The sequence below is a fragment of the Limnobaculum xujianqingii genome (assembly GCF_013394855.1).
GTDB classification, from domain to species: domain Bacteria; phylum Pseudomonadota; class Gammaproteobacteria; order Enterobacterales; family Enterobacteriaceae; genus Limnobaculum; species Limnobaculum xujianqingii.
This window is the reverse complement of sequence record NZ_JABMLK010000001.1, coordinates 747742-771601: the sequence shown is the minus strand read 5'-3', so window position 1 is coordinate 771601 and position 23860 is coordinate 747742. Positions and strand designations below refer to the sequence as shown.

Annotated in this window: 20 protein-coding genes and 1 pseudogene; 14 read left to right on the top strand and 7 right to left on the bottom strand. The window is 44.7% G+C overall.

The window, feature by feature from the left end; translation table 11 throughout:
* Positions 1-57: 57 nt before the first annotated feature.
* A complete protein-coding gene (locus tag GOL65_RS03335) occupies positions 58-702 on the top strand; it encodes a Qnr family pentapeptide repeat protein (RefSeq protein ID WP_140918776.1) in 645 nt (214 codons plus the stop codon).
* A gap of 364 nt (positions 703-1066) precedes the next feature.
* On the opposite strand, the gene GOL65_RS03330 is transcribed toward GOL65_RS03335, so the two are convergent.
* On the bottom strand, positions 1067-2461 hold the full coding sequence (locus tag GOL65_RS03330; protein ID WP_140918775.1) for an amino acid permease: 1395 nt from the start codon (positions 2459-2461) through the stop codon (positions 1067-1069).
* A 214-nt stretch (positions 2462-2675) separates the two neighbouring features.
* Complete coding sequence (gene ydgH / locus GOL65_RS03325) at positions 2676-3629, bottom strand: DUF1471 family protein YdgH (protein WP_140918774.1); 954 nt, start codon at positions 3627-3629, stop codon at positions 2676-2678.
* A gap of 375 nt (positions 3630-4004) precedes the next feature.
* On the opposite strand from ydgH, the gene pntA reads away from it, so the two are divergent.
* Positions 4005-5537 carry a Re/Si-specific NAD(P)(+) transhydrogenase subunit alpha gene (gene pntA / locus GOL65_RS03320; protein ID WP_140918773.1) on the top strand — a complete coding sequence of 511 codons (1533 nt, stop codon included), beginning with the start codon at positions 4005-4007 and terminating at the stop codon, positions 5535-5537.
* Positions 5538-5549: 12 nt separating this feature from the next.
* Entirely contained in the window at positions 5550-6956 is a 1407-nt protein-coding gene (gene pntB, locus GOL65_RS03315; protein WP_140918772.1) for a Re/Si-specific NAD(P)(+) transhydrogenase subunit beta, read from the top strand.
* Positions 6957-7284: 328 nt separating this feature from the next.
* On the opposite strand, the gene uspE is transcribed toward pntB, so the two are convergent.
* Positions 7285-8229 (bottom strand): universal stress protein UspE, encoded by a 945-nt coding sequence (gene uspE / locus GOL65_RS03310; RefSeq protein ID WP_140918771.1) that lies wholly within the window; start codon positions 8227-8229, stop codon positions 7285-7287.
* A 117-nt stretch (positions 8230-8346) separates the two neighbouring features.
* Positions 8347-9096 carry an FNR family transcription factor gene (locus GOL65_RS03305; protein WP_130591209.1) on the bottom strand — a complete coding sequence of 250 codons (750 nt, stop codon included), beginning with the start codon at positions 9094-9096 and terminating at the stop codon, positions 8347-8349.
* A gap of 657 nt (positions 9097-9753) precedes the next feature.
* On the opposite strand from GOL65_RS03305, the gene GOL65_RS03300 reads away from it, so the two are divergent.
* From GOL65_RS03300 to GOL65_RS03265, 8 genes are all read left to right on the top strand, one after another.
* Positions 9754-11670, top strand: a complete 1917-nt coding sequence (locus tag GOL65_RS03300) for an FTR1 family iron permease (RefSeq protein WP_140918770.1) — start codon at positions 9754-9756, stop codon at positions 11668-11670.
* Positions 11671-11760: 90 nt separating this feature from the next.
* Positions 11761-12288 (top strand): iron transporter, encoded by a 528-nt coding sequence (locus GOL65_RS03295; protein WP_140918769.1) that lies wholly within the window; start codon positions 11761-11763, stop codon positions 12286-12288.
* A gap of 158 nt (positions 12289-12446) precedes the next feature.
* Positions 12447-13817, top strand: coding sequence for a Fe-S-containing protein (locus GOL65_RS03290; RefSeq protein ID WP_140918838.1), 1371 nt, complete (start codon positions 12447-12449; stop codon positions 13815-13817).
* Between the two features lie 2 nt (positions 13818-13819).
* A complete protein-coding gene (locus GOL65_RS03285) occupies positions 13820-15100 on the top strand; it encodes an ABC transporter permease (protein WP_140918768.1) in 1281 nt (426 codons plus the stop codon).
* 13 nt (positions 15101-15113) lie between these two features.
* Positions 15114-16226, top strand: a complete 1113-nt coding sequence (locus tag GOL65_RS03280; RefSeq protein WP_140918837.1) for an ABC transporter permease — start codon at positions 15114-15116, stop codon at positions 16224-16226.
* Positions 16227-16228: 2 nt separating this feature from the next.
* Complete coding sequence (locus GOL65_RS03275) at positions 16229-16942, top strand: ABC transporter ATP-binding protein (protein WP_140918767.1); 714 nt, start codon at positions 16229-16231, stop codon at positions 16940-16942.
* Positions 16932-17429 carry a TlpA family protein disulfide reductase gene (locus tag GOL65_RS03270; RefSeq protein WP_140918766.1) on the top strand — a complete coding sequence of 166 codons (498 nt, stop codon included), beginning with the start codon at positions 16932-16934 and terminating at the stop codon, positions 17427-17429. Before GOL65_RS03275 ends, GOL65_RS03270 begins: the two co-directional genes overlap by 11 nt.
* 8 nt (positions 17430-17437) lie before the next feature.
* Entirely contained in the window at positions 17438-17737 is a 300-nt protein-coding gene (locus GOL65_RS03265; protein WP_140918765.1) for a c-type cytochrome, read from the top strand.
* A gap of 164 nt (positions 17738-17901) precedes the next feature.
* Here GOL65_RS03265 and GOL65_RS03260 read toward each other — a convergent pair whose 3' ends face one another.
* Complete coding sequence (locus GOL65_RS03260) at positions 17902-19086, bottom strand: MFS transporter (protein ID WP_140918764.1); 1185 nt, start codon at positions 19084-19086, stop codon at positions 17902-17904.
* Between the two features lie 104 nt (positions 19087-19190).
* Between GOL65_RS03260 and GOL65_RS03255 the strand changes: the two are divergent.
* Positions 19191-20107: pseudogene (locus GOL65_RS03255) on the top strand (LysR family transcriptional regulator).
* Positions 20108-20297: 190 nt separating this feature from the next.
* On the opposite strand, the gene yjbD reads toward GOL65_RS03255, so the two are convergent.
* Together yjbD and GOL65_RS03245 are read right to left on the bottom strand one after the other, a co-directional pair.
* Complete coding sequence (gene yjbD / locus GOL65_RS03250; protein WP_130591216.1) at positions 20298-20561, bottom strand: DUF3811 domain-containing protein; 264 nt, start codon at positions 20559-20561, stop codon at positions 20298-20300.
* Between the two features lie 61 nt (positions 20562-20622).
* Positions 20623-21522 carry a manganese-dependent inorganic pyrophosphatase gene (locus GOL65_RS03245; protein WP_140918763.1) on the bottom strand — a complete coding sequence of 300 codons (900 nt, stop codon included), beginning with the start codon at positions 21520-21522 and terminating at the stop codon, positions 20623-20625.
* A 165-nt stretch (positions 21523-21687) separates the two neighbouring features.
* On the opposite strand from GOL65_RS03245, the gene GOL65_RS03240 reads away from it, so the two are divergent.
* Together GOL65_RS03240 and GOL65_RS03235 are read left to right on the top strand one after the other, a co-directional pair.
* Complete coding sequence (locus GOL65_RS03240) at positions 21688-22674, top strand: helix-turn-helix domain-containing protein (RefSeq protein WP_140918762.1); 987 nt, start codon at positions 21688-21690, stop codon at positions 22672-22674.
* A 403-nt stretch (positions 22675-23077) separates the two neighbouring features.
* Positions 23078-23740: a DUF3313 domain-containing protein gene (locus GOL65_RS03235; RefSeq protein WP_140918761.1), complete on the top strand. Its 663-nt coding sequence runs from the start codon at positions 23078-23080 to the stop codon at positions 23738-23740.
* The last annotated feature ends 120 nt before the right edge of the window (positions 23741-23860 follow it).

Below are 23860 nucleotides of genomic sequence, written 5' to 3'. Positions count from 1 at the left end.
TAAATATTCCACCTTAGCTTAATTGATAAGGTGGAATTTAGATTAAGGATATTAACGATGAAGCATCAGGTATTTCGAGATAAAGCGTTTATTCGCAGTGATTTTCCTGATGAAATCGTTGAGCATTGCCAGTTCTACCAATGTAGTTTTGACCGTGTGAACCTGAGTGAAATGCAATTTCTGCACTGCAAATTCTATGATGAACAGCAAGACAGCGGCTGCTCTTTCTACCGCGCTATTCTGAAAGAGAGCCATTTCCACCATTGCGACCTAAGCCTGGCTGATTTTCGTCATATTGATGCTATGGAGCTAGAAATAGCTGATTGCAAAGTATTAGGTGCCAATTTTAAAGGTGCCAGTTTTGTCAATATGATCGGTAGTACCAGCTACTTCTGTTCCGTTACTTTTCTACGCAATAACTTCAGCTACTGCAATTTTGAAGACGTGGTTTTAGAACAGTGCGAACTACGAGAAAACCGCTGGTCAGAGGCTAACCTGTTAGCCGCCCGATTTTGTGGCTCCGATTTGTCCGGCGGTGAATTCCATCATATTGACTGGGAATCGGCAGATTTCACCGGCTGCGACCTGACCAACTGCGATTTGAGTCAGATTGATGTGCGGCGAGTTAATCTTGCGGGAGTGAAGATTACTCAGGAACAGCAGAGTCAGTTGTTGGAGCCGTTGGGGATAATCGTTCTTTAGTTATTAATACGTACTCTGGAAAATATTTTTGCAGTCGAATGATGTTAATCAGGTTAATCGTCGGGAGAGGCCGCCGTTTGGGTCGACTTGGCGTAAGCCAACGACAAACAGGCGAAAGCCTGTTTGAACAGCGCTTGCGCTGGCCCGTAGGGTGAAACACCGTAAGGTGTTTCATAACTGCCCATAGGCGGACTAGGCCCGACGCACACTGAATATGAGTACAGATTGTCTTCCGGCCGGGCACTAAAGTCATGAGTGCACATAGCTTTTACGGCCGGAATATTCTCTGTTGCTGATTAATCTAGTTTATTTGTAATCTGTACTGAGTAGCCGAAATTGACTCAATACTCAACTCACTCAATCTCTATGACAACGTCATCCACAACGCTGGTGCCAGCAAAACAAACAACAAAACAATAATAGCGCGCTCAGTTATGTTCAGCGGTTTCTTCTTATTTATTGCTGCATAGCGAGCATAGATAAACACTAAAATACCCGGTGCATACAGCACCACTGACATAAACAGATTTTCCAGACCGGAAGCGTAGATTAACCACAGACCATAGATGCTGGCTCCGGCAGCGGTTAGCCCCAGTTTCATGCTTTTGCGGCGAATCGCCTCTTTCAGTAGAAATGCGCCAACCAGAAAATAGGGGATCAGAATCATCTCTGAAGCGATGATCAACAGAGTGTTGTAGTTACTTCCCGTCAGCCAGATTAACAGCAGACTGAGCTGGATAATGCCGTTGGTGAACCACAGTGATGCCGAAGGGGCACCTTTATGGTTCTGGTGAATAAAGGCATGGGGAAAGGCACCATGTTGGGCAGCTAAAAATGGAACTTCAGCCGCCATAATCGTCCAGCTCAGATAGGCTGCACACACCGAAATAATTAAGCCTGCGGCAATAACAATTTCGCCAATTGGCCCCATAAGCATAACCATTACGCCAGACATGGATGGGTTACGCATTCCTGCCAGCTCAACGCGGGGTACGACACCCAGCGATAACAACGTGATCAGCAGATAAACACACAATGCCATTAAAACTGCCAAAACGGTCGCACGTCCTACATCGGCTTTATGCTTCGCCCGACCGGAAACCACCACCGCACCTTCAATCCCGATAAACACCCACAGGGTGATCAACATGGTGCTTTTTACCTGCTCCCAAACCGGCTGACCAAGATTGACGCCGGTGAAATCGAGTTTGAAAACATCAATATTGAAAGCCAGTGTTGCCAGAATGATGAATAAGGCAATAGGGATCAACTTAGCCAGTGTAGCTATCAGATTAATTAAGGCTGCAGTTTGTACGCCACGTAATATTAAGCCATGAACTATCCATAACAGCACGGAAGCGCCCAGCATAGCCTGCCAGGTATTACCCTCACCAAAAACAACATGGTCAGGAGAGTCAGTAAAGAAGCTCAGTGCAGCAAATACAATCACCAAATAGGAGAGGTTGGCTACCACGGCGCAAATCCAGTAACCCCAGGCCGAGCAGAAACCAATCAGTTCACCAAAGCCTTCTTTGGCGTAGGTAAATATACCTCCGTCCAGGTCGGGGCGAATACGGGTTAGCAGTAACAGGGCAAAAGCCAGAAACAGAATACCGGTACCGGTGATGGCCCAACCTATTAGTAGCGCCGCCGGGCTAGCTACTTCAGCCATATTTTGCGGAAGGCTGAATATACCAGCGCCGAGCATAGAACTTAACACCAGCGCGGTCAGCGTGGTAAGGCCGAGTTTTTTTTCCAACGTCAGATACCTGATAAAGAACGTTCAAATTAGCCTGTCGAGCTACAACACATGTGCCGCCACAGATTGGCTAAAAAATTTTGCTGATTCTACGTAGCGATGACCAACGTTGCAATGGATTAATGCACTGAAAAAAGATGGTGTATTTAGGGGGAAATAACAGAGATAAAAAAGGGCGATAGATTATCGCCCTTAAAATTTTTAACAGTATGATTTATTTGAAGATATCAGCTGTTACGGTGGTGTTGCCACTGCCTTTTTGCCACTCGCGGGTTACGTGGAAATATTTACCACCTTTTGCCGCAGCGCGTTTAGCAACTTGTTCGTACATTTCAACCGAGTTGCTGAAGTTATCCGTAAAGGTAACGCTATCAAACGGTGTCATTTTCATCGCCGTGGCGTTGTTTAGCATCTGAACTTTAGTGCCATCTTTAAGCGTCACGGTATAACGAGAACCTTCTGAGCTGGTCTGGGTTTCAAAGAAACGGCCAACATCAGTACTGAAAGAGGTGGAAGACGCCACGTTTGGAATCTCAACTTCAGCCGCCGCTGCACCACCCGCGGCCAGCGCAGCTTTACCTGCTTCTGAATCAGCCGGAATTGGGTCATCCTGAGTTTGAACTTTACGTTCAGGAGCATCTTTCTTATAGATAAACGCGGTTATGTATTGGTTAGCACCACGGTTAGCATCAATTTGTCTGACGATGAAAAAAGAGTAAGCCCCTTTTTCACTGGCAAGCTTACCAATAGTGCTGTTGATATCGTCCTGAAGAGGGAAGTTGCCGCGAATAGAAACGGTATCAAAAGGTTCTAATTTGCTGGCTTCGTCGCGAGGTAATTCACGTACGCCGTTATATTCCCGATATTTTACTTCCTCAACCGCTGGTTTAGCATCGGTATGGTACAGGTCAACGGTAACACGTGAGTTACTGCCGTTATTAACTTCACTAATATCACGAACAAAGAATGCTGATGCACCACGCTTATCCGCTTGTTTTGATGCTGCTTTGTTGGCGTCGTAGATACTATCGTAACGACCAGAAAAAGTGATTCTGTCAAAAGGTGCTAATGAATCAGCCTTTTCAGGGGTGAGTTCTTCGGCAGCAAACACAGAAAAAGCCAGGCTGGAAAGCAGGGCTGTAGTAATTAGCGTTGTCTTCAGCTTCATAAAAGGATCCTTTACGCCTTAATTATTAACATTTGTTAACGTATGCATAAATCAGTACCGACAGGGTAAGCGATTATGTCATGGAATTACAGGGATGCTTTAGCATTTTTTATCATTCCAAGTTATAACTAGGTTAGCCAGAAATCAGGCTGATTTACACTACTTTGATAACAATCAGATAAAAAACTTGCGCATAAAGAGAGAGAACGGTGGATCGTCGAGTATATTTTCAGTAGGTTATAGGCAGCTGAATTAACCGGGGTAATTATCGTTTTGTGGTTATTACGCAAATCCAGTGTTCTCGGCTCAATAATGTAATAAATAAGTAAGGTTTAACAATACACTTATCATCCACGACAGATGAAAGGGAATATTATGCGAATTGGTGTACCAAGAGAGCGGTTGGCCAATGAAGCCCGGGTTGCTGCAACACCGAAAACGGTTGAGCAGTTAATCAAGTTAGGCTTCACTGTAGCCATAGAACAAGGAGCAGGTAAACTTGCCAGCTTTGAGGACTCAGCTTATGAAGCTGCCGCGGCAACGATTGTCTCAACAGATGATGTCTGGCAGTCAGATATTATTTTGAAAGTTAATGCGCCAGAAGAGTTTGAAATCGAATTGCTTCGTGAAGGCACTACGCTGGTCAGCTTTATCTGGCCTGCGCAAAATCCGGAATTGATGCAGAAACTGGCCGACAAAAAAGTTACCGTACTGGCAATGGATTCGGTACCTCGCATTTCACGTGCTCAGTCAATGGATGCGCTAAGCTCAATGGCTAACATCGCTGGTTATCGTGCGATTGTTGAAGCTGCACATGAGTTTGGTCGTTTCTTTACGGGACAAATTACTGCCGCAGGTAAAGTTCCTCCGGCAAAAGTGATGGTGATAGGGGCAGGCGTTGCCGGTCTGGCAGCTATCGGCGCTGCTGGCAGTCTGGGAGCGATTGTCCGCGCATTTGATACCCGTCCTGAAGTAAAAGAACAGGTTCAAAGTATGGGCGCTGAATTCCTTGAATTAGATTTTGAGGAAGAAGCGGGCAGTGGCGATGGCTACGCTAAAGTCATGTCTGAAGCCTTTATCAAAGCCGAAATGGAGCTGTTTGCTGCTCAGGCTAAAGATGTGGACATTATTGTTACTACCGCATTGATTCCTGGCAAACCAGCACCAAAACTGATTACTACCGCTATGGTTGAATCCATGAAGCCGGGCAGTGTGATCGTTGACCTGGCGGCTCAAAACGGTGGTAACTGCGATCTGACCGTAGCGGATCAGATTACTGAAACACCAAACGGCGTAAAAATTATCGGTTATACCGACCTGCCAAGCCGTTTACCAACCCAATCTTCTCAGCTTTATGGTACCAACCTGGTTAACCTGTTAAAGCTGCTGTGCAAAGAGAAGGACGGCGAGCTGGATATTAACTTTGAAGATGATGTGATTCGCGGTGTTACGGTAGTAAAAACCGGTGAAATCACCTGGCCTGCGCCACCAATCAAAGTTTCAGCTCAACCTCAAAAGCCAAAAGTTGCTGATGTGATGGCAGCCAAAGCTGAGGCGACACCGTCTTCACCAGTGAAAAAATATGCTTTACTGGCGTTAGCCATCATCCTGTTCGGTTGGTTGGCCAGCGTTGCACCGGCTTCTTTCCTCTCCCACTTTACCGTTTTCGCACTGGCATGTGTGGTTGGTTATTACGTGGTGTGGAACGTAAGTCATGCGCTACATACCCCGTTAATGTCCGTAACTAATGCTATATCCGGCATTATTGTGGTCGGGGCACTGTTGCAGATCGGTCATGGTGGATGGGTAACATTCTTCTCATTTATCGCGGTACTGATTGCCAGTATTAATATCTTTGGTGGATTCACCGTCACCCAGCGCATGCTGAAAATGTTCCGGAAGAACTAAGGAGTAACAAATATGTCTGGAGGATTAGTTACTGCCGCATATATTGTTGCCGCGGTTCTATTTATTTTCAGTCTTGCTGGTTTATCCAAGCATGAAACGTCAAGAATGGGTAATACCTTTGGCGTACTGGGAATGGCAATTGCCTTAATCGCCACGATTTTCGGGCCTTACTCAAGTAATGTGGGCTGGATTATTATGGCGATGATCATCGGTGGCGCTATCGGTATTTATCTCGCCAGAAAAGTTGAGATGACCGAAATGCCGGAGCTGGTTGCTATTTTGCACAGCTTCGTCGGCCTGGCAGCGGTATTAGTTGGTTTTAACAGCTATATTGTTGGCCCACATATGGAAGGCGTACCGGCACACGAACTGCAAGTGGTGCTAAACATTCACAACGTTGAAGTATTCCTCGGAATCTTCATCGGTGCAGTCACCTTTACCGGTTCAGTTGTGGCATTTGGTAAGTTACGCGGCATTATTTCATCTAAACCAATGATGTTACCTCACCGCCATAAGCTGAATCTGGCTGCGGTATTGGTTTCATTTGTGTTGATGATTATGTTCGTTAACAGCGATAGCACCGGATTCCAGGTGTTTGCATTACTGGTAATGACGCTGATTGCATTTGCATTTGGTTGGCATCTGGTGGCTTCTATCGGCGGTGCGGATATGCCGGTAGTGGTTTCGATGCTGAACTCCTACTCTGGTTGGGCAGCGGCAGCAGCGGGCTTCATGTTAAGCAACGATCTGCTGATCGTAACTGGTGCGCTGGTTGGTTCTTCCGGTGCGATTCTGTCTTACATTATGTGTAAAGCGATGAACCGCTCATTCATCAGCGTTATTGCCGGTGGATTTGGTACCGATGGTTCCTCTACTGGTGAAGATGAAGAAGTTGGCGAACACCGTGAAACTACGGCGGAAGAAGTGGCAGAACTGCTGAAGAATTCCAGCTCTGTTATCATCACCCCGGGATACGGTATGGCTGTTGCACAGGCACAATATCCGGTTGCGGATATTACAGCTAAGTTGCGTGAACGCGGTATTAAAGTTCGTTTTGGTATTCACCCGGTTGCCGGTCGTTTACCTGGCCATATGAACGTATTACTGGCGGAAGCGAAAGTACCTTATGACATCGTACTGGAGATGGATGAAATCAACGAAGATTTCCCGGATACCGATACCGTATTAGTCATTGGTGCCAACGACACGGTTAACCCGGCGGCGATGGAAGACCCTCGCAGTCCTATCGCAGGTATGCCAGTACTTGAAGTGTGGAAAGCGCAGAACGTTATCGTATTCAAACGTTCTATGAATACCGGTTATGCTGGCGTTCAAAACCCACTGTTCTTCAAAGAAAATACCCAGATGCTGTTTGGTGATGCTAAAGAAAGCGTAGATAAGATCCTGCGTGCTCTATAAGTTTCATTGAAATAAGCAAATCAAAGGGCCGCAATTGCGGCCCTTTGTTTGATGACTGCTGACAAACTTAATAAATTAGTAACTGTGCATCTTCCGGCCGTAAAACCGATATTATTCATATCGCCTTTGTGCTCGGCCAGAAGACCATCTGTACTTAGCTGCCGGAGTGCTCCGGGCCTAGATTCCCTAGGGGCGCTCCGGCAGCTAAAGCTGCTACGGCCCCAACGGCAATCTCTCCCTCCGATTGGCTATATTAAAACATAAAATAAAATCGTCTGGCTCAGTCTCAGGGCCGCAATCGCGGCTCTTTTTAATAATTCAAGCTCGACTAATCTTCATCATCATGATCGTCGTGTTCTGATGTATCGTCTGGTTTTACCGCCAGAAGGTCACATTTCAGATGTCCGATCACACGTTCTGCGGTATTACCGATAAAGGCAGCTGAGAGACCGGTTCTGCCAACGGTACCTAACACTACAATACCCGCATGAATCTGTTCTGCCACGGCAGGAATAACATCTTCCGGCATGCCTTTCTCTACGTGGGTTAACTCTTCCGGAATACCAAACTCCTGACGCAATGCTTTCATTGCCACCAGGAACTGACCACGAATGGCATTGTTGTAAACCGTAGGATCAAACTCTGGTAACTCAATCGCAATATTGATTGATGTGGAAGGGTACGCACTGACCAGATGAACTTCAGTACTGTCAGCAAAGGCTGCCAGTTCCAAAGATTCTCTCACCAGTTTACGGTTTAACTCATCGTGGAAATCTTCTTCACTGGAGAGGTTAACCGAAACCAGCGCTCTACCATGTTCTGGCCAAGGTTGATCTTTTACCATCCAAACGGCACACGGTGCTTTACGCAACAGATGCCAGTCCAGCGGGGTGAAAATTACTGATTCCAGTATATCGTGTTGGTGAGCCGCTTTAAGTAGCAGGTCATGGTCATGCTCAATAATTTCTTCAATCACCGCTTCATGGTAGCGTTTATGCCAGACCACCTTAATTTCGATGTTAACGCCAGATTCCAGATAGTAATGGCTTAACTGACGTATCCAGGCCACGCGCTGATCGATAGCGCTTTGGCGCATCGCCATACGCTCATCCTGAGAGAGCAGACTGGTTACTTCGTAAGAGAAATCAAAAATAGGCAGAAATGCCTTAATTTTCCCGCCGTTACGGCGAACAAGATAGACGGCGCGCCGTAGGGCCGCTTGATCCTCTTCATCCGGATCGATTGCGACAAGAAGATTTTGATAGTGTGCCATGAGCGCCTCCCGTTAAATACCTAAAGTATAGTTAAAGATAAACCATATAACGGGAACAGAACAGGAGAGGAACGGGACTCGGATCAAGATTTAGGTAAAATCTTGATCCGACGGTGATTATTCGCTTTGATTTTGACCAGCCAGCTCGGCCAGGGTATCGATATCCTGAATAGTAATATATTTACCTTTGACGCTCAGGATTTCGCTTTTTTGGAATCTACCCAGTAAACGACTGATAGTTTCAACCGTCAGGCCCAGATAGTTACCAATATCACCGCGAGTCATGGTCAGGCGAAACTCTCTTGGAGAAAAACCGCGCTGTGCAAAACGACGGGAGAGATTATAGATAAATGCAGCCAGACGTTCTTCCGCGTTTTTCTTCGACAGCAGCAGGATCATATCCTGATCGCCTTTAATTTCACCGCTCATTAACCGCATGATTTGCTGGCGCAGGCTTGGCATTTTGCCCGACAGGTCATCCAACACTTCATAAGGAATTTCGCATACCATCGACGTTTCGAGCGCCTGAGCAAAACTTGGGTGCATATGATTACCGATGGCATCAAAACCCACTAAGTCACCCGCCAAATGGAAACCGGTGATCTGCTCATCACCTTGTTCAGTAATGGTATAACTTTTTATGGTACCGGAACGAATCGCATACAGAGATTTCAGATCGTCACCCGCTTTAAACAGCGCCTGACCTTTCTGAATCGGCTTTTTACGCTCAATAATATTGTCGAGCTGATTCAGTTCATGCTCATTCAGCGTAAAAGGAATGCATAACGGGCTGATACAGCAATCCTGACAGTGAATTGCACATCCGCCTGATTGTATGCGCCGAATTGTTCGCTTTTCCGGAATCATATAATTTAACTCTACTTTATTTGATATGTGTCAATTTTAACAGTTTTTCGCCTAATAGGTAAGGCTTGAACAAAAGTCGGTACAAGAGTTGTGAGCATAACGACAAAAAATCAATAACAATATGATTTCAATAATGAATAAATTGAGTTTTTGTCACATCAGCAACTTTTCTGTTATTACAGAAATATCAATTTGATGATTTTTTAACCTCAAACCTAAAAATTTAGTTAAAAAAAAGAAATATACGGTTATTTGACCTGATTTATGACCTCATCACGCGTGTAAATACTAAATTGATGCGCTTATTTCGATAAATATTGATGATTATTTAACATTATGGTCATTTTTTGGCTGTTTTTGAGACTGCCAGTTCAAAAAACTATAAGCCTAGTATAATTGACAGGTGCAGTTTAGACCAATTTAGCCAATCACTAAAATGGAGCCAAATCTTTCCTCTGTCTACAGAACGGGGGAGAACCTATGTATTAGCGACTATTTTTTGCTCAGGTACTGATGAATCAGGTATTTTGAACAATGATTCTAAATCAGAGATATCTGTCTCTGCTTTTCCCATAGTTTGATAGAGATCAGGTTTATTATATTAATTAACTACGTATAATGAGAATAAATATCATTGTGAGAATATGTATCATAATTATGCGTATTATTCAGAAAGCTTTGTTGCTCTGCATTGGATGGCTGGCGCTTAGCGCTGTTGTTGTCGCGGATACCGATTATAAGCAGTTGACGGATGATATTCGCCAGCGCTTAGATAAAACTTCTCAACTCTACCAACAGCAGCAAATTGCTGATGCGCGTACCGAAGTCCAGATGGCTTACTTTGAAGTATTTGAAAATCTGGAAGGGCCAATTCGTATCAATATCTCCGCACAAAAAAGCTACCAGATGGAAGCGGCTTTTGGCGAAATCAGAAAGATGATTGGTGACAGTAAACCGCAAAGCGAAGTTGATGAAAAAATTAACTGGCTGAAAGGGGAACTGGATAGCGTATTACCGGTTCTGGCAGATGGTCATCAGTTGACCGCAGAACAGCAGCACGGCACCTACGATAACGATCAAATAGCGCCTTACTGGCAGCAAAGTTTTAAAACCATTGATGATTTGCTGGCTGAAGCTATTACGTTGTATCAACAGAACAACTATGCAGAAGCACGTATTCGGGTGCAAAAAGCTCAATATGATGGATTTAAAAACTCCGAAATGGAGATGTCTGTTCGCCAGAACCGTTCTTCTCAGCAGGCTGGGGAGATAAATCGCCAGTTTAATGAGCTGATTAAAATCAGTGGCGAAGCGGATCAAATGAATGAAGTCAGCTATCGCATCACCACCTTATTACAGGATCTTGAAGATCTTCTTCCCGGATTACCGACTACGCGTGATTCTCAACAAGCCGTAGCTGCAACCAATGGAGCTATTGAGGATACAACGCCGGATGCCGACTGGCAGAAAGTGGTGACAGATATCGATAAAGCAGTTAATGCGGCTTTGGAACAGTATAGCTCTGGTGATGGTAAAGGGGCGATGATGGCTATTCAGGACGCCTACTTTGACCTGTTTGAAGCCAGTGGAATGGAGAATAAGATCGGTTCCCGCGATTCTGCCTTTAAAACCAAAATCGAAGGTTATTTCACCCGCATGGTGAGCCAGATTAAAGCCGGGCAGCCGGTTGAGTCGATACAGCAACAGTCGCAGGCATTGCAGCAGGATTTAAATGCCGCAGTAGAAATGTTGGGAACCGGCGGTCAAACCAGCTGGAGCCTGTTGGTTTACAGCCTGTTGATTATCGTACGCGAAGGTTTGGAAGCATTACTGATTGTCGCGGCGATTGTCGCTTATCTGGTGAAGAACAATCACCACGACAAACTGCCGTTAATTCGTCAGTCAGTTTATGTAGCACTGGTTGCCAGTGTAATAACTGCAGTGCTGTTCCAGTGGTTATTCTCTAACTCCGGCGCCAGCCGCGAGTTACTGGAAGGGGTAACCATGCTGATAGCGGTGGTGATGCTGTTCTCCATGAGTTATTGGTTACTGTCTAAAGTGGAAGCTCGTCACTGGAAAGCCTACTTAGAAGGTAAGCTTTCCCAGTCGTTAAGTACCGGTTCGGTGGTTGGTCTCTGGTTAACCTGTTTCCTGGCGGTATACCGCGAAGGGGCTGAAACCGTTCTGTTCTATTTTGCTCTGATGGGGGATTCCACCTCTGTCAGCGGACATCTTTCTATTCTGGCCGGTTTTGTTATTGGCTGTGTCATTTTACTGATTGCCTATCTGATCATGCGTTTTACCGTAGTGAAGTTACCGCTAAAACCATTCTTCATGTTTACCGGTAGCTTTATGTATCTGATGGCATTTGTTTTCGCAGGCAAAGGTGTTCTGGAGTTGATCGAAGGAAAACTGTTTGAGCCTACGTTGTTGTCAGGAATGCCTGAAATATCCTGGCTGGGGATTTACCCCTATATAGAAACCCTTGCCCCGCAGGTAGTACTGATTATTGCTGCTTTGATTGCGCTTTGGGTGATGAAAAAAAATTCGTCTGCGACAGCGGCGAATGCATAACAGGAAGCTTTGATCGTTGCTTTGCGTTTGATCTTAATGCCGTGGTGAAGCGGCAATATCAATATTGATAATAAAGAGGATGGAAAAAAGATGGCAATGAATAAAACATTAGTTACTGGTGTGCTGGTTGCGAGTCTGTTTACTGCGCCTGCAGCGTTTGCTTTTAAAGAGTATCCAGCCGGTGAACCTGTCAAAATGAATGAAATGGAGATCGCTGCAGTTTATTTACAGCCGATCGACATGGAGCCTCGCGGTATGGGTATCCCAGCAGCTAAAGCCGATATTCATCTGGAAGCTGATATCCATTCAGTTGAAGGTAACAAGAATGGTTTTGGTGCCGGAGAGTGGATGCCATACCTGACCATCGCTTACACCCTGGTGAACACCGATACCGGTGAAAAGCAGGAAGGTACCTTCATGCCAATGGTAGCGGGCGATGGTCCTCACTACGGTGCCAATATCAAAATGATGGGCGTAGGTAACTATAAAGTGACTTACCACATTGAACCACCATCAAAAGCGGGCTTACATCGTCACACCGATAGCGAAACCGGTGTTGGTCGTTGGTGGAAACCGTTTGATGTTAGCTTCGACTTTAAATATGTCGGTCTGAACTAAGTCCAGCCTCGCCGGGTGAGTGAATTGGCTTACCCGGCGGTTGTTTTGATATTTCTGTGTTATTGGTTTTATGGGAAGGTGATAGCCTATAAAACCAATAATAAATTCTGAATACATTGCCGCTCCGGTTCTGTCTGTGAGCGGGGTACAAGTCGATGATGAGTTATTTTCTGGTTTCGGTATTGCAATCATTTCTGCCAACCGCCTTGTTACTGGGGCTTAGCTGGTCTTTACGTAAAACACCTCATGTTCGTCCACTAATCTGGTTAAGCCTGCTGGGATTTTTTGCCGGAACGGCAACCGGTATTAATCTTCCGACATCTCAACAATGGGTGCTGTTTTTTACCGCATTGCAACTGGCGCTGATACTGCTGTTTTTGCTAAGCCAACTGATATCATCGTCAAAAGTAGGTTACTTCTGGCAGTTAGTTTTATTGTTTGTTGCCGCACTGCGTTGGGGGCAAACACCAAACCTTAGCGCGATTACTGCCACTAATGTTATCAATACTGATTTATTGTTGAATATTAGTTCAGTAGTTGCGGGATTAATCCTGGTGGCATTTTCTGGTGCATTAATGACGTTTTGTATGCGCCAGTTGCGTTATTTACGTTGGCCGTTACTGATTGTTTTATCATTGTTGCTGTTAGCGCCGCTGTCTGGCGAGCTGATGCTGGTCTTGATGAAGCTACAGGTAGTTGAGTTAACCAAATCCTTACTCAGCTATGTAGCAAAAGTGACTAATGTCAATAATCTGAATAGCTATGTATGTGCAGGCGTGCTGTTGCTAAGCGGCGTTATTTATTTAATCAAAGTGGTACTGCCTCGTTCTATCGCCCGGGCAGAGCCACGTCCTATTGAACATCGAAAAGCGGTGGCACAATATCAGGATTCCCGCCGCATTTTTGTTATCACCTTGCTATTAGCGCTGTTGACGGCAGGCGCTCAGCTGTATTGGGATAAAGTTGCTTCTCAACCGCCAAGACTTTCTGAAGCGCTGCCGGTAACCCTGGCCAGTGATGGTTTAGTGCATATTCCTGTTGAGCAGGTAAGAGACGGTAAATTACATCGTTTCGTCTGGGTGGCCGAAGATGGTAAAGCGGTACGTTTCTTTGTCATAAATCGTTATCCGGATAAGTTACGTTTAGGCGTGGTATTTGATGCCTGCTTGCTGTGCGGCGATCAGGGATATGTTATGGAAGGTAATCAGGTTATCTGTGTTGCCTGTGATGTTCGCATCTTTATACCTTCAATTGGTAAACCCGGCGGCTGTAATCCGGTACCGATTGATGAATGGGAGATGAACGATACGGAGTTGACCATCAGTAAGAAATCGTTGGAGAGCGGTTTGAATTACTTTTCTACCATTGTGACGCTGGAAGTGACCGATCCGGTTGATGGCAGTAAATTGACCAATACCAAAGCAGAACATCGCTATACCTTTGCCGGAAAAACCTACTTCTTCTCTACGGCGGCAAATTATGAAGCCTTCAGGGACAACCCTGAGAAGTTCGTGAAGGAGGAACAATAACCATGCTGTGGCTTATGTTACGACAGTCATGGTCGCGAAATATCCGTAAAAAGTTATTGGCGGTGATGACGATCTTTTTGGCGGCAGGGCTGGTTTCGGCTTTGCTGGCGGTATCGATAGATATTGGCGATAAAATGGCGCGGGAGATGAAATCCTACGGTGCCAACATTCTGATTGAGCCCGCAGGACAGGCTACTTTACCGTCATTGTTTGGTGAAAAGAGTAATCCACTGGCAGGACAGGATTTTCTCGATCAGGCTGAGCTGCCTAATATTAAGGATATCTTCTGGCGCAATAATATTATGGGCTTTGCGCCACTGTTGAGTGGTGAAGTGGAGGTTCAGGGAAAAACTATTCCCGTTTTAGGAACCTTCTTTGAGCAAAAAGTCGATGTGCCGGATGAAGAGAATTATCACACTGGCCAGAAAGTTATCAGTACCTATTGGCAGGTTTCAGGTGAATGGCCTGATGAAACCGGTGAAAAGCATCAGGCACTGTTAGGTCAGCAATTAGCGCAACAAACCGGTTGGAAATTAGGTGACAACGTCACGCTCAAGGGTGCAAAGGCCACATTGAATGTCACTATCAGCGGTATTCTGGCCAGCGGTGGTGATGAAGAACAGCAACTGGTATTGCCTCTGGCTCAGGTTCAGGAACTATTAGGGCTTCAGGGGAAAGTACAGGCCATTCGGGTGTCGGCATTAACGGTGCCTGAAAATGAGCTGTCACGGAAAGCACGGGCTGATTTGGAGTCACTGGATGCTGAAGAATACGACTTGTGGTACTGCACCGCTTATGTTTCCTCAATTGCTCATCAACTGGAAGAGGCTATTTCAGGTTCTGGCGTACGGCCAATCTGGCAGGTAGCCGCTTCAGAAGGAATTGTGATCGAGAAGATTCAACTGTTGTTAGCGGTAGTGACACTGGCGGCATTGCTGGCATCGGCAATGGGTATCGCATCTCTGATGACCAGTAACATTATGGAACGCACCAAAGAGATTGGGTTAATGAAGGCTTTGGGTGCAAGACAGTGGCAAATTATGATGCTGTTCTATTTGGAGGCGGCAATGAGTGGTGTCATTGGCGGGTTGCTGGGTTGTATCGCCGGATGGGGATTAGCAAAAGGAATTGGCCTGATGTTATTTGATGCGCCATTAAGTTTTGCCTGGATTGTTGTGCCTTGTGTTTTAGTGTTGTCAGTATTAATCGCGCTGGCGGGTACCTGGTTCCCGGCGCGCCGCATCGCTCATCTGTATCCGGTGGAGGTACTGTATGGGCGCTAATCATTCTCAAAATATGTTTTGGCGCCTGGTATTACGTGCGCTGAAGCTAAGAATGCAGCGGGTGGTAGTGATCTTTGCTGCACTGGCGGTGGGTGCTGCGATTGTGACGGCAATGTCTGCGGTCTATTTCGATATTAATACCAAGATGAGCCAGGAATTGCGCACCTTCGGCGCTAATTTCTATATTGGCCCCGGTCATGGAAATACCTTACCGTTAAACGATTATCAACAGATTATCGAACAGGCTCCCAAGGGACTAATTGGAGCTGAAAGCCCTTATCTGTACGGAATGGCGCGTACCGAGCTGGAAAAAGTAGTGGTAATGGGCGTCAGGTTTGAGTCACTTAAACAAATCGTACCTTACTGGCAGGTTACCGGTAGCTGGCTTAGCGTTAGCTTTGACGATCGCAAAGCAATGATTGGCTACAAGTTGGCGAATCGTCTGGAGCTGAAAGTTGGTGATTCTCTGGTATTGGTTGATGGCGATCAGAAAAAATCACTACAGATCAGAGGAATTGTTGAGTCTGGTGACGCGACGGATAATGTGCTGATTATCAATCTGCCTTTAGCCCAAAGCTGGCTGAAACAGCCCGACGTTATCAGTCATGGTTTATTGAGCGTAAGTAACGAAGCCGGACAGGTTGATGCCTTTGCTCAACAGTTACAGCAACGTTATCCGGATCTGGAAATTCGACCTATTCGTAAAGTATCGGCCAGTGAAGGTCAGGTACTGGATAAGATTAAAGGATTGATGGGGCTTGTCTCTCTGGTGATTTTGGTACTGTCGACCCTGTGCGTAAACACCACGCTAATGGCGATTGTCAGCGAGCGCTCAAAAGAGTTTGCATTGCAAAAAGCCCTGGGTGCTAAAGGGCGAGATATTGTACGTCAGATTATGGCGGAAACCCTGATTATCGCGCTGTTTGCCATTATTGCCGGTATCGTCATTGGTTATATTCTGGCGCAAATTCTGGGGCAAACGGTGTTCTCTGCCTCTATCGATCTACGCGTTCAGGTTATTCCATTAACCTTTATCCTTTCATTATTGGTTGCTTTAATCGCAGCCGTTTTACCGACTTATCGCGCCGTGAAGATTGAACCGGCTAAAGTTCTAAAAGGAGAGTAACGGTGACGCAATCAGTTAGTCAGAATTCCTCACCATGGGTGATTGAAACCCGCCATTTGTATAAGCGGTTTGGCCAGGTTGTCGCACTGGATGATATTAATCTGCAGATTAAACGCGGAGAGTTTATCGCCATTATGGGTGCGTCAGGCTCAGGCAAAACTACGCTGATGAATATTTTGACCTGTCTGGATACCGCCAGTGAGGGTCAGGTGTTACTTGATGGTACAGACGCCGCAGCGCTGGATGAAGAAGGCCGTCGGGCGTTTCGCTCGGATAAGATTGGTCTGGTGTTTCAGCAGTTTCACCTGATTCCATTTCTTACCGCACTGGAAAATGTGATGCTGGCTCAGCATTACCATAGCGTGGTTGATGAGAAGGCGGCACGTAAGGTGTTGGAACAGGTAGGATTAGACCATCGCTTTGACCACTTGCCCAGCCAGCTTTCTGGTGGTGAACAACAGCGTGTATGTATTGCCCGTGCATTGGTTAATGAACCTCCGGTGATTTTTGCCGATGAACCAACGGGAAATCTGGATGAACAGAACGAACAGCTGGTTTTAGGTTTACTGACAGATTTACATAAGCAAGGGCGAACCATTGTGATGGTAACCCATAACCCAGAGTTGGGCCGTTTTGCCGATCGTATTGTTCGATTACAGCATGGGAAATACCTGAGTGAAGAAGTGAATAATCGCGAGGTGGAAAATGCGGTTTAACATAGCTAAATCAGGCGTACTGCTGCTTATCGGTGCAGCATTGTTGCTGACAGGGTGTAAAGAAGAAAAGGCTAAGATTGGCACTCAGGCACCTACGCTGGCAGCTTATGATTTATCCGGTAATAAAGCCTCACTGGAACAGTGGAAAGGAAAATATGTTTACCTGAATTTCTGGGCTTCCAACTGTGGTGGTTGTCTGGCAGAGATGCCAACGCTGGAGAAGCTGAGTCAGGAATATCGGGATAACATCGTGGTGGTTGGTATTAATACCGATAAAGAAGATGCCAATATTCAAGCGTTATTGACGGATATGAAGGTTTCATTCCCTAACGTACGCGATCAACTGGCGATTACTCAGGAGCGCTATCAGGTGATTGGTACGCCAACATCGTTTTTGATAGACCCACAAGGAACATTACAGGGTCAATATGTCGGGATGATGCATGAGCCTCAGCTAAAAGCTATTTTCCAGAAAGCTAAGGGATAACGTCGCGGATGAAAACGGGTTATTTGGGGCTAATGTTGCTGTTGTTCGGCTGGGTATGTCCGGCAATAGCGGCGCAACCAGAACAGAAATTTTATAACATGAACTGTGCTTCCTGCCATGGCAAGAAGGGCGAAAAAACGGCTCTCAATAAGGCTCGACCACTAATCAGCCTGAAAGAACAACAGATTGTTGAGGCGTTGACAGAGCGGCGCAATGGCGATGTGAAAGGGGCCGGGAATCAGGTTAAAAAACGTCTGACGGATGAAGATATTAAAAATCTGGCGAAGTTTATTCCGACGATGAAGTAAAGTGGGCATTGTTTTGTTATTGACTAATATATACAAACGTTAAATATCGGGCCTTGGGCCCGATATTCATTGGAGCGGAATATACAGAGTATTAGCTCAGGCTTGATCTGGCATTTTTATGGCACAGAGCGGGCGTTATGCTAATCAATAATGAGGAGGTCAGTCTAGATAGTACGTTTAACCAGTTTCTTTTGAAGTATTATGACCATTATGGGAAATCCAGATGCGGCTAATGCACTGATAACCAAAAGTCTGTTTAGATTTTGCGTTGTTATCCCCTGTTCCGGTAGTAATAAGGAAGACAGAAAGAATGCGAGAGTTGTTATCAGATACATAATTGCTGTCTGCAGTGAAGAAAAACTGGCTCTTTTTTCATCCTCAGGATACAGGACAGCAACTGACGAAGCGGAAACAAGTCGGCTATATGAAGCTCCAAGAAATAAGATTATAAATAGAGCTGCATTATGATAGCCCATCGCAGGAATCAGCAAACTTGCTACAAAGAGCAGGGTTGAAATGGTTGCTAACATCAGGGCAGATAAATGCAATGTTAGAACACCTGTTATTTTTGTAGACAGATAACCTGCAATCCCTCCGCTCAAGAACAATAAGGGTAACAGGTTTTGTTGTGCTCCCATAAACTGCGTCATTAATGGAGTTAAAATGGGAATAATCAGCATTGGACTAAATTGTACCAATGCAGCACAAGAGGCGAAAAGTAAGGTTTGAGTATCAATAGACAGGTTGGCCTTCACGCCTGATATGGCCGTATCCTTGGGAATAATAAATACTATCAATGGTAAAGATAACAGGCAAAGTGCGCTGATTAACCACAGCGCACTTTGCCAACCATAGTGTGTGCACAAAAATAATACAGCTGGCATTCCGACGATACTTACCATCGAAAATGATGCAATCACCGTTGCCAGCATTTTTCCACGTAAGTTTGCCGGGGCATAATTTATCAAAATACTCGTACCCACCCCCATTGTTGTACCACCAACCAATCCTGCGCAAAATCGTAGTGCCAGAAGAATGTCAAAATGAGTAGTGAGTGTGGACAAAAATGTTAGTGTTCCCAGCAGCACCATATTCTTAATCAAGAATTGTTTTTTATTAAATCGGTCGATCCAATAAAAAGCAAAAATTCCGGAAAGGACGGCGCCCAGTGTGTACATACCAGAGACATAGCCAGAAAATGATACGGGAACCGAAAATCCGTCTGCCATAAAAGCAAAAACAGGCGTTATCGCCATATATTCCAGCGCATTAGTGAACTGGATAAAAGCCATTACAATAGCTATCCGCATGAGGGCTTTATGATTAAACGTCTGTGTGACCAGTGGCATAGCAAGCAACCTATAGATAAAAGATATCCTGAGTTTAACCGCTATCAATGGTGTTGATTATATGGTAAAAATGGCAATCATTATTATCATATGTGGGACAGTTGATGCGTTCGGCTCTTGATTTTAATACACTGAAAGTGTTCATTGCTGTGGTTGAAAGAGAAAGTTTTGTTGGGCATCGAAAGTTCTTGAAATGCCGACATCAAATGTTAGTCGTTGTATTTCTCAGTTAGAAAAAAAACTGAATCTTCAGCTCATTGAGCGCAGCACCCGACATATGAAACTCACTCAAGCAGGGCAGTTACTCTATATCCGAACGAAGCCATTACTGGAGGCGCTTGAGCAAACTGAGACAGAATTAACGTTGCGGCAAATGCAACTCAAGGGTCCATTACGTATCTGCATTCCCAATGAAATAGGCCCTGCATTGCTGGGCTCTGTTATTGCCGATTTCGCCTGCCAGTACCCCGACCTGGAGATCAGCTGTGTCACCAATTTGTCAGGTTTCGAATCCCTGCGAGACGATCTGGATTTAGCCATCATTATTAACCGTGGTCAGATGGATGACAGTGACTACATAGCCCGCCATCTGGTGACTATCCCTTGTACTGTTGTGGCAGCCCCCTCCATTATTCAGCGTTATGGTACTCCTTCTCATATCCGACAATTTGAAGAATTACCCTGCATTACAACAGTAAGTGCGCTGAAAGGTGCTCCCTGGCAGTTTGTCAATACAAAGGGGGGATTCGAGACAATTAAGGTTAAAGGGCATTATCGGGTAAACAGCGGAGAGATGGCAGGGCGAGCAGCGGTAGCAGGTGTCGGTTTTGCAATTCTATCAAAACAGGCCTGCCAACCCTACATTAGCGATGGACGGTTAATCGAGGTTGAGTTTGAACAATCGGCAGCCCCATTGCAATTGTTCGCACTTTATTCAGATCGGCGTTACTTGCCCGCAAAAATAAGAGCACTCATTGATTTCATGCATCAGAAATTGGGCAATATATCCTTAGCAACATAAGACGACATCGAATCGCCACAGAGAGCCCAGTTAGCACAATGAATCTCTATTTCACACAGAACGGCTGCTTTTTGCTCAAACCCGAATTTGTATGCTGCCCGGCCAGCTATTTTGGTACCGCGCATCTACGACCGGAATATTCTCTGAAACTAAAATAACCCGGTTGGTTATCTAACCTCATGAAAAGTGCCTACCGAACACCTCTGGAATGATTCTTCTTGCTCCAGCTAAAGGTTTCATCGCTGGGAACGTATTTATCTTTTTTCTTTTCTGCCCGGGCCTTTTTCTCTTCTTTTTCTAACTCTTTCATTATTTGGGCAATAACGTCCTCTTTTGCTTTATTGAGTTCACTATTGGTTAAAGAGCGGCCTAATTCCCTTTTTAACTGCGCCTGTTTCATTTTGATTTGCTGTAGCTGGCTTTCAGTTAAGTCTTTTAAGGTTAACTTTTTCATTATTACTCCTTCCCGATGGCAGATATTACTCAGTGTAACGTGAAAATTGGATGGTAGTTAATTATTTGTCTGCATTCAGTTTTTGGGTTAACCAGGGTACTAGCTGCTTTTTGCGACTTAACATATTTTCAATGGTAATTGGTGACTGACTTATTGGATTATTTTGGGAGAAATAGAGACAGCTTTGTGAGCTAAACAGAGAGGTTATCATCAAGACATAAAAGTCCAACCCTTCACTCTGTGCCCGTTTTTCCATTTCCTGCTGCAGTGCCGGCACTTGATTTTCAATAGCGTGGAAATCACTGACCTCTATCTGACCAAGAATTAACTTATATTTACCAATAAGGTAGTTCTTCTCATCTTTTCGCAGCAAGCGTTCAATACTGAGCCCACTGATATCGGTTTTGGCATCCAGTAACTTAATGATAAAGGTGTCCAAATCTACTTTAGCTATCAGGCTTAGTTTGTGTGCCGCTTCTCGGTCCTGCTCTGTGGTGGTGGGTGACTGAAAAGCAATGGTATCGCTGAGTATCGCAGCCAGCAGCAGTAATGCATGTGATGGGCTTAGTTGATAACCCGGAGTACGGGTAACAATATCAAAAACCAGCGTCGCGCAACAACCGACTCTTCTTATCCAGGCATCCAGAGGCTCTGCGGTGATCAGTGACCCAAGACGGTGATGGTCTATTAAACCGATCACCTGACTTTTATTCAGATTCTCCGGGCCTTGTTCTAAATCACTGAAGTCAACCAGCCAGACCGGCTGGCCTGTAATGTTGTGCTCAAGCAATGGAGGTGAAAGGCACTGTGCTTGTGACAGAATAAACTCAGTTTCTGGATTTAGTTCCCCCAGGCGATAAGCCATTGCGGATTGTTCAGTGAAGTTTAACCAGTCGCTGACAACAATAGCGCAGCATATTGAATCACTGTCCGGGTTTAGATGGCCGAATACCGAGATCATAAATCTACCTTATACTGAATATGAAAAGCGTTGGATGGGGAACTTAACTATGGGAGTCCCTGCGGAGACTACTATACCTTAAAATGTCCGCTGATTATGTAAATTGCGGCTTTTGATATCGTTTATAGTCCTAATTATTAAAATTAATCAGGTGGTTAAGCATTTATGACATCCTCGTCAAAGTATCATGAAAAAAGTAGCCATGGACTGGATATAGTAAATAAATTTGAAGTAGTGGAAGGAGGCTACTTTGAACGGAGGATCATAAGTTTTGAACATAATAATGAAGCGCGTAATTTTAGACTGGCATTAGGTGAAACTCGTCTGGAGTCCGGACACCATCTGGGCGCGACCATTGGCAGAGGAAAGGCATCTTCAGAATATGTTTATCTGGGCCTTACTATTAAAGGCGGTGAGTATACGCGATATAACGGTATACCCACAGGGGTTGGTAACTTGCATATTTTTCCTGAAGGGATTGATATTCTTTATCAGTCGATGGGTGAGGGTGAATGGTTTACTTACGCGATTGCCAGAGAGAGGCTACAGGAAGCGTTAAATGCATATCATAGTGGAAAAATTAAGCTGATACCTCAGCAGGTCATGACTTTCCCGCTGAAAGCTGAAAACTACGAGCAGTTAAAAACTATGTTTATGGATATCAGACAGATGGCCAATAAACCAGGTGAGACAGAATTAAGTGAAGATGTATCCCGAATGCTGTCAACTGCACTACTGAATAGCTTTATTGAAGCTATTTTTGCTTCCGAAAGTCAAGCTGACCCAATAAAGCCCAATAGTTTAGCGTTACTTCACGGGCAACTAATAATGGCTACTGAGCAATTAATATTGTCAGGGCCAGAAAACAACCTCAAATTGAGCGATCTGGCTAAAGCTACCGGTTATACCCTGAGAGCTTTAGAGTTTATTTTTAAAAATTCGGTAGGAATGTCGCCTAAAAACTGGTTTTGGAATATGCGAATGAATGGGGCATTGCGCGACCTTATGGATGCCGGGCCGAATGTTACTGTATCAGATGTGGCTACCAAATGGGGGTTCCAATATCTGGCTCGTTTCTCTGCACAATATCGCGATATATTTGGTGAGTTACCGAGTAAAACCTTAAGTCGGGCCAGAGGAAAAAATAAGTAAAACATCATATTTGAATGAAAAAAAACATATAAAACAATCTAATGTAAATAGATCAATAAAGTATTACTGCTATTTTTTGCCCTTTCATTTAGTTATCATGGTTTATTAATTTCTTTTAAAAATATTCAATTGAAATTATTTTCATTTTTATTATATATTGTGTCGTCAATTAGGCTTTTTTATTGATATATCAGGAATAATTATTTTCACGGTAGCCTCATTAATAGCATCTATACTGAGTGTACCGGCACAGAAGGTATTTAAGATCATTGGCCAGGGCAAGATAGCTTTATAAAAGAAAAAGAAAGTAGTTCACAGGTTCCAGCAATCTTCTCTTTTATGTAGAAATAGTGCTCTGCTTAACAAAACAATCAATTTGACGATTACATATTAGGGGTCAAGTATGTTGGCGATGAAGCATATCTCCGCAGCAGTAGTTATCGGTAGTCTTTTATTAGGCGGTTGTACTTCGAAGGTTGCAGACACTAAAGATTACTCTGGTTTTTTATCTGATTACTCCAAATTGCACAAAGCTGAAAGCGCGTCAGGACAGGAAGTATTGCGCTGGGTTGATCCATCGTTTAAAGCTCAAAATTATCAAAATCTTTATTATGAACCAATCGTTTATTACCCGACACCAAAGCCTAATGCACAAGTTACGCAACAAACTCTGGATCAGGTATTAGCATATACCAACCAAAATATTAAGGCTGCTTTTGGCCAGCGTCTGAATCTGGTTAATTCAGCTAAAACACCAAACACACTGATTTTCCGTGGTGCAATTACCGGTGTTGCTGCCTCTACCGAGGGCTTACAGTTTTATGAAGTTATCCCTGTTGCTTTAGTGATTGCTGGCACAATGGCAGCAACCGGAGAGCGTGATCAAGACACAACGCTGCTGTTTGAAGGTCAATTAATTGATGCCAGCACGGGTAAAACTGTGTTCGAAGTGGTACGCAAAGGATTTGGCAAACAGTTGAGTAATGATTCCCAAAAAGTAACGGCAGAAGATCTTAAGAAAATCGTTACCGATATGGCATCGGATATTCAACGTTACAGAGAGTAATTTCTTCTTTGTTATACAAGGCGTCGCAGATAACTGCGGCGTTTTTTTTGCTCCCGCATCTGAAATGAACAGCTAAACCAGACGAGTATAATCAGTAAGATTTTACCTATTACATTGATA

Coding starts and splice junctions, on each gene's coding strand:
- GOL65_RS03335 (WP_140918776.1), top strand. CDS start 58: ATGAAGCATCAGGTATTTCGAGATAAAGCGTTTATTCGCAGTGATTTT.
- ydgH (WP_140918774.1), bottom strand. CDS start 3,629: ATGAAGCTGAAGACAACGCTAATTACTACAGCCCTGCTTTCCAGCCTG.
- pntA (WP_140918773.1), top strand. CDS start 4,005: ATGCGAATTGGTGTACCAAGAGAGCGGTTGGCCAATGAAGCCCGGGTT.
- pntB (WP_140918772.1), top strand. CDS start 5,550: ATGTCTGGAGGATTAGTTACTGCCGCATATATTGTTGCCGCGGTTCTA.
- uspE (WP_140918771.1), bottom strand. CDS start 8,229: ATGGCACACTATCAAAATCTTCTTGTCGCAATCGATCCGGATGAAGAG.
- GOL65_RS03305 (WP_130591209.1), bottom strand. CDS start 9,096: ATGATTCCGGAAAAGCGAACAATTCGGCGCATACAATCAGGCGGATGT.
- GOL65_RS03300 (WP_140918770.1), top strand. CDS start 9,754: ATGCGTATTATTCAGAAAGCTTTGTTGCTCTGCATTGGATGGCTGGCG.
- GOL65_RS03295 (WP_140918769.1), top strand. CDS start 11,761: ATGGCAATGAATAAAACATTAGTTACTGGTGTGCTGGTTGCGAGTCTG.
- GOL65_RS03290 (WP_140918838.1), top strand. CDS start 12,447: ATGAGTTATTTTCTGGTTTCGGTATTGCAATCATTTCTGCCAACCGCC.
- GOL65_RS03285 (WP_140918768.1), top strand. CDS start 13,820: ATGCTGTGGCTTATGTTACGACAGTCATGGTCGCGAAATATCCGTAAA.
- GOL65_RS03280 (WP_140918837.1), top strand. CDS start 15,114: ATGTTTTGGCGCCTGGTATTACGTGCGCTGAAGCTAAGAATGCAGCGG.
- GOL65_RS03270 (WP_140918766.1), top strand. CDS start 16,932: ATGCGGTTTAACATAGCTAAATCAGGCGTACTGCTGCTTATCGGTGCA.
- GOL65_RS03265 (WP_140918765.1), top strand. CDS start 17,438: ATGAAAACGGGTTATTTGGGGCTAATGTTGCTGTTGTTCGGCTGGGTA.
- GOL65_RS03260 (WP_140918764.1), bottom strand. CDS start 19,086: ATGCCACTGGTCACACAGACGTTTAATCATAAAGCCCTCATGCGGATA.
- yjbD (WP_130591216.1), bottom strand. CDS start 20,561: ATGAAAAAGTTAACCTTAAAAGACTTAACTGAAAGCCAGCTACAGCAA.
- GOL65_RS03245 (WP_140918763.1), bottom strand. CDS start 21,522: ATGATCTCGGTATTCGGCCATCTAAACCCGGACAGTGATTCAATATGC.
- GOL65_RS03240 (WP_140918762.1), top strand. CDS start 21,688: ATGACATCCTCGTCAAAGTATCATGAAAAAAGTAGCCATGGACTGGAT.
- GOL65_RS03235 (WP_140918761.1), top strand. CDS start 23,078: ATGTTGGCGATGAAGCATATCTCCGCAGCAGTAGTTATCGGTAGTCTT.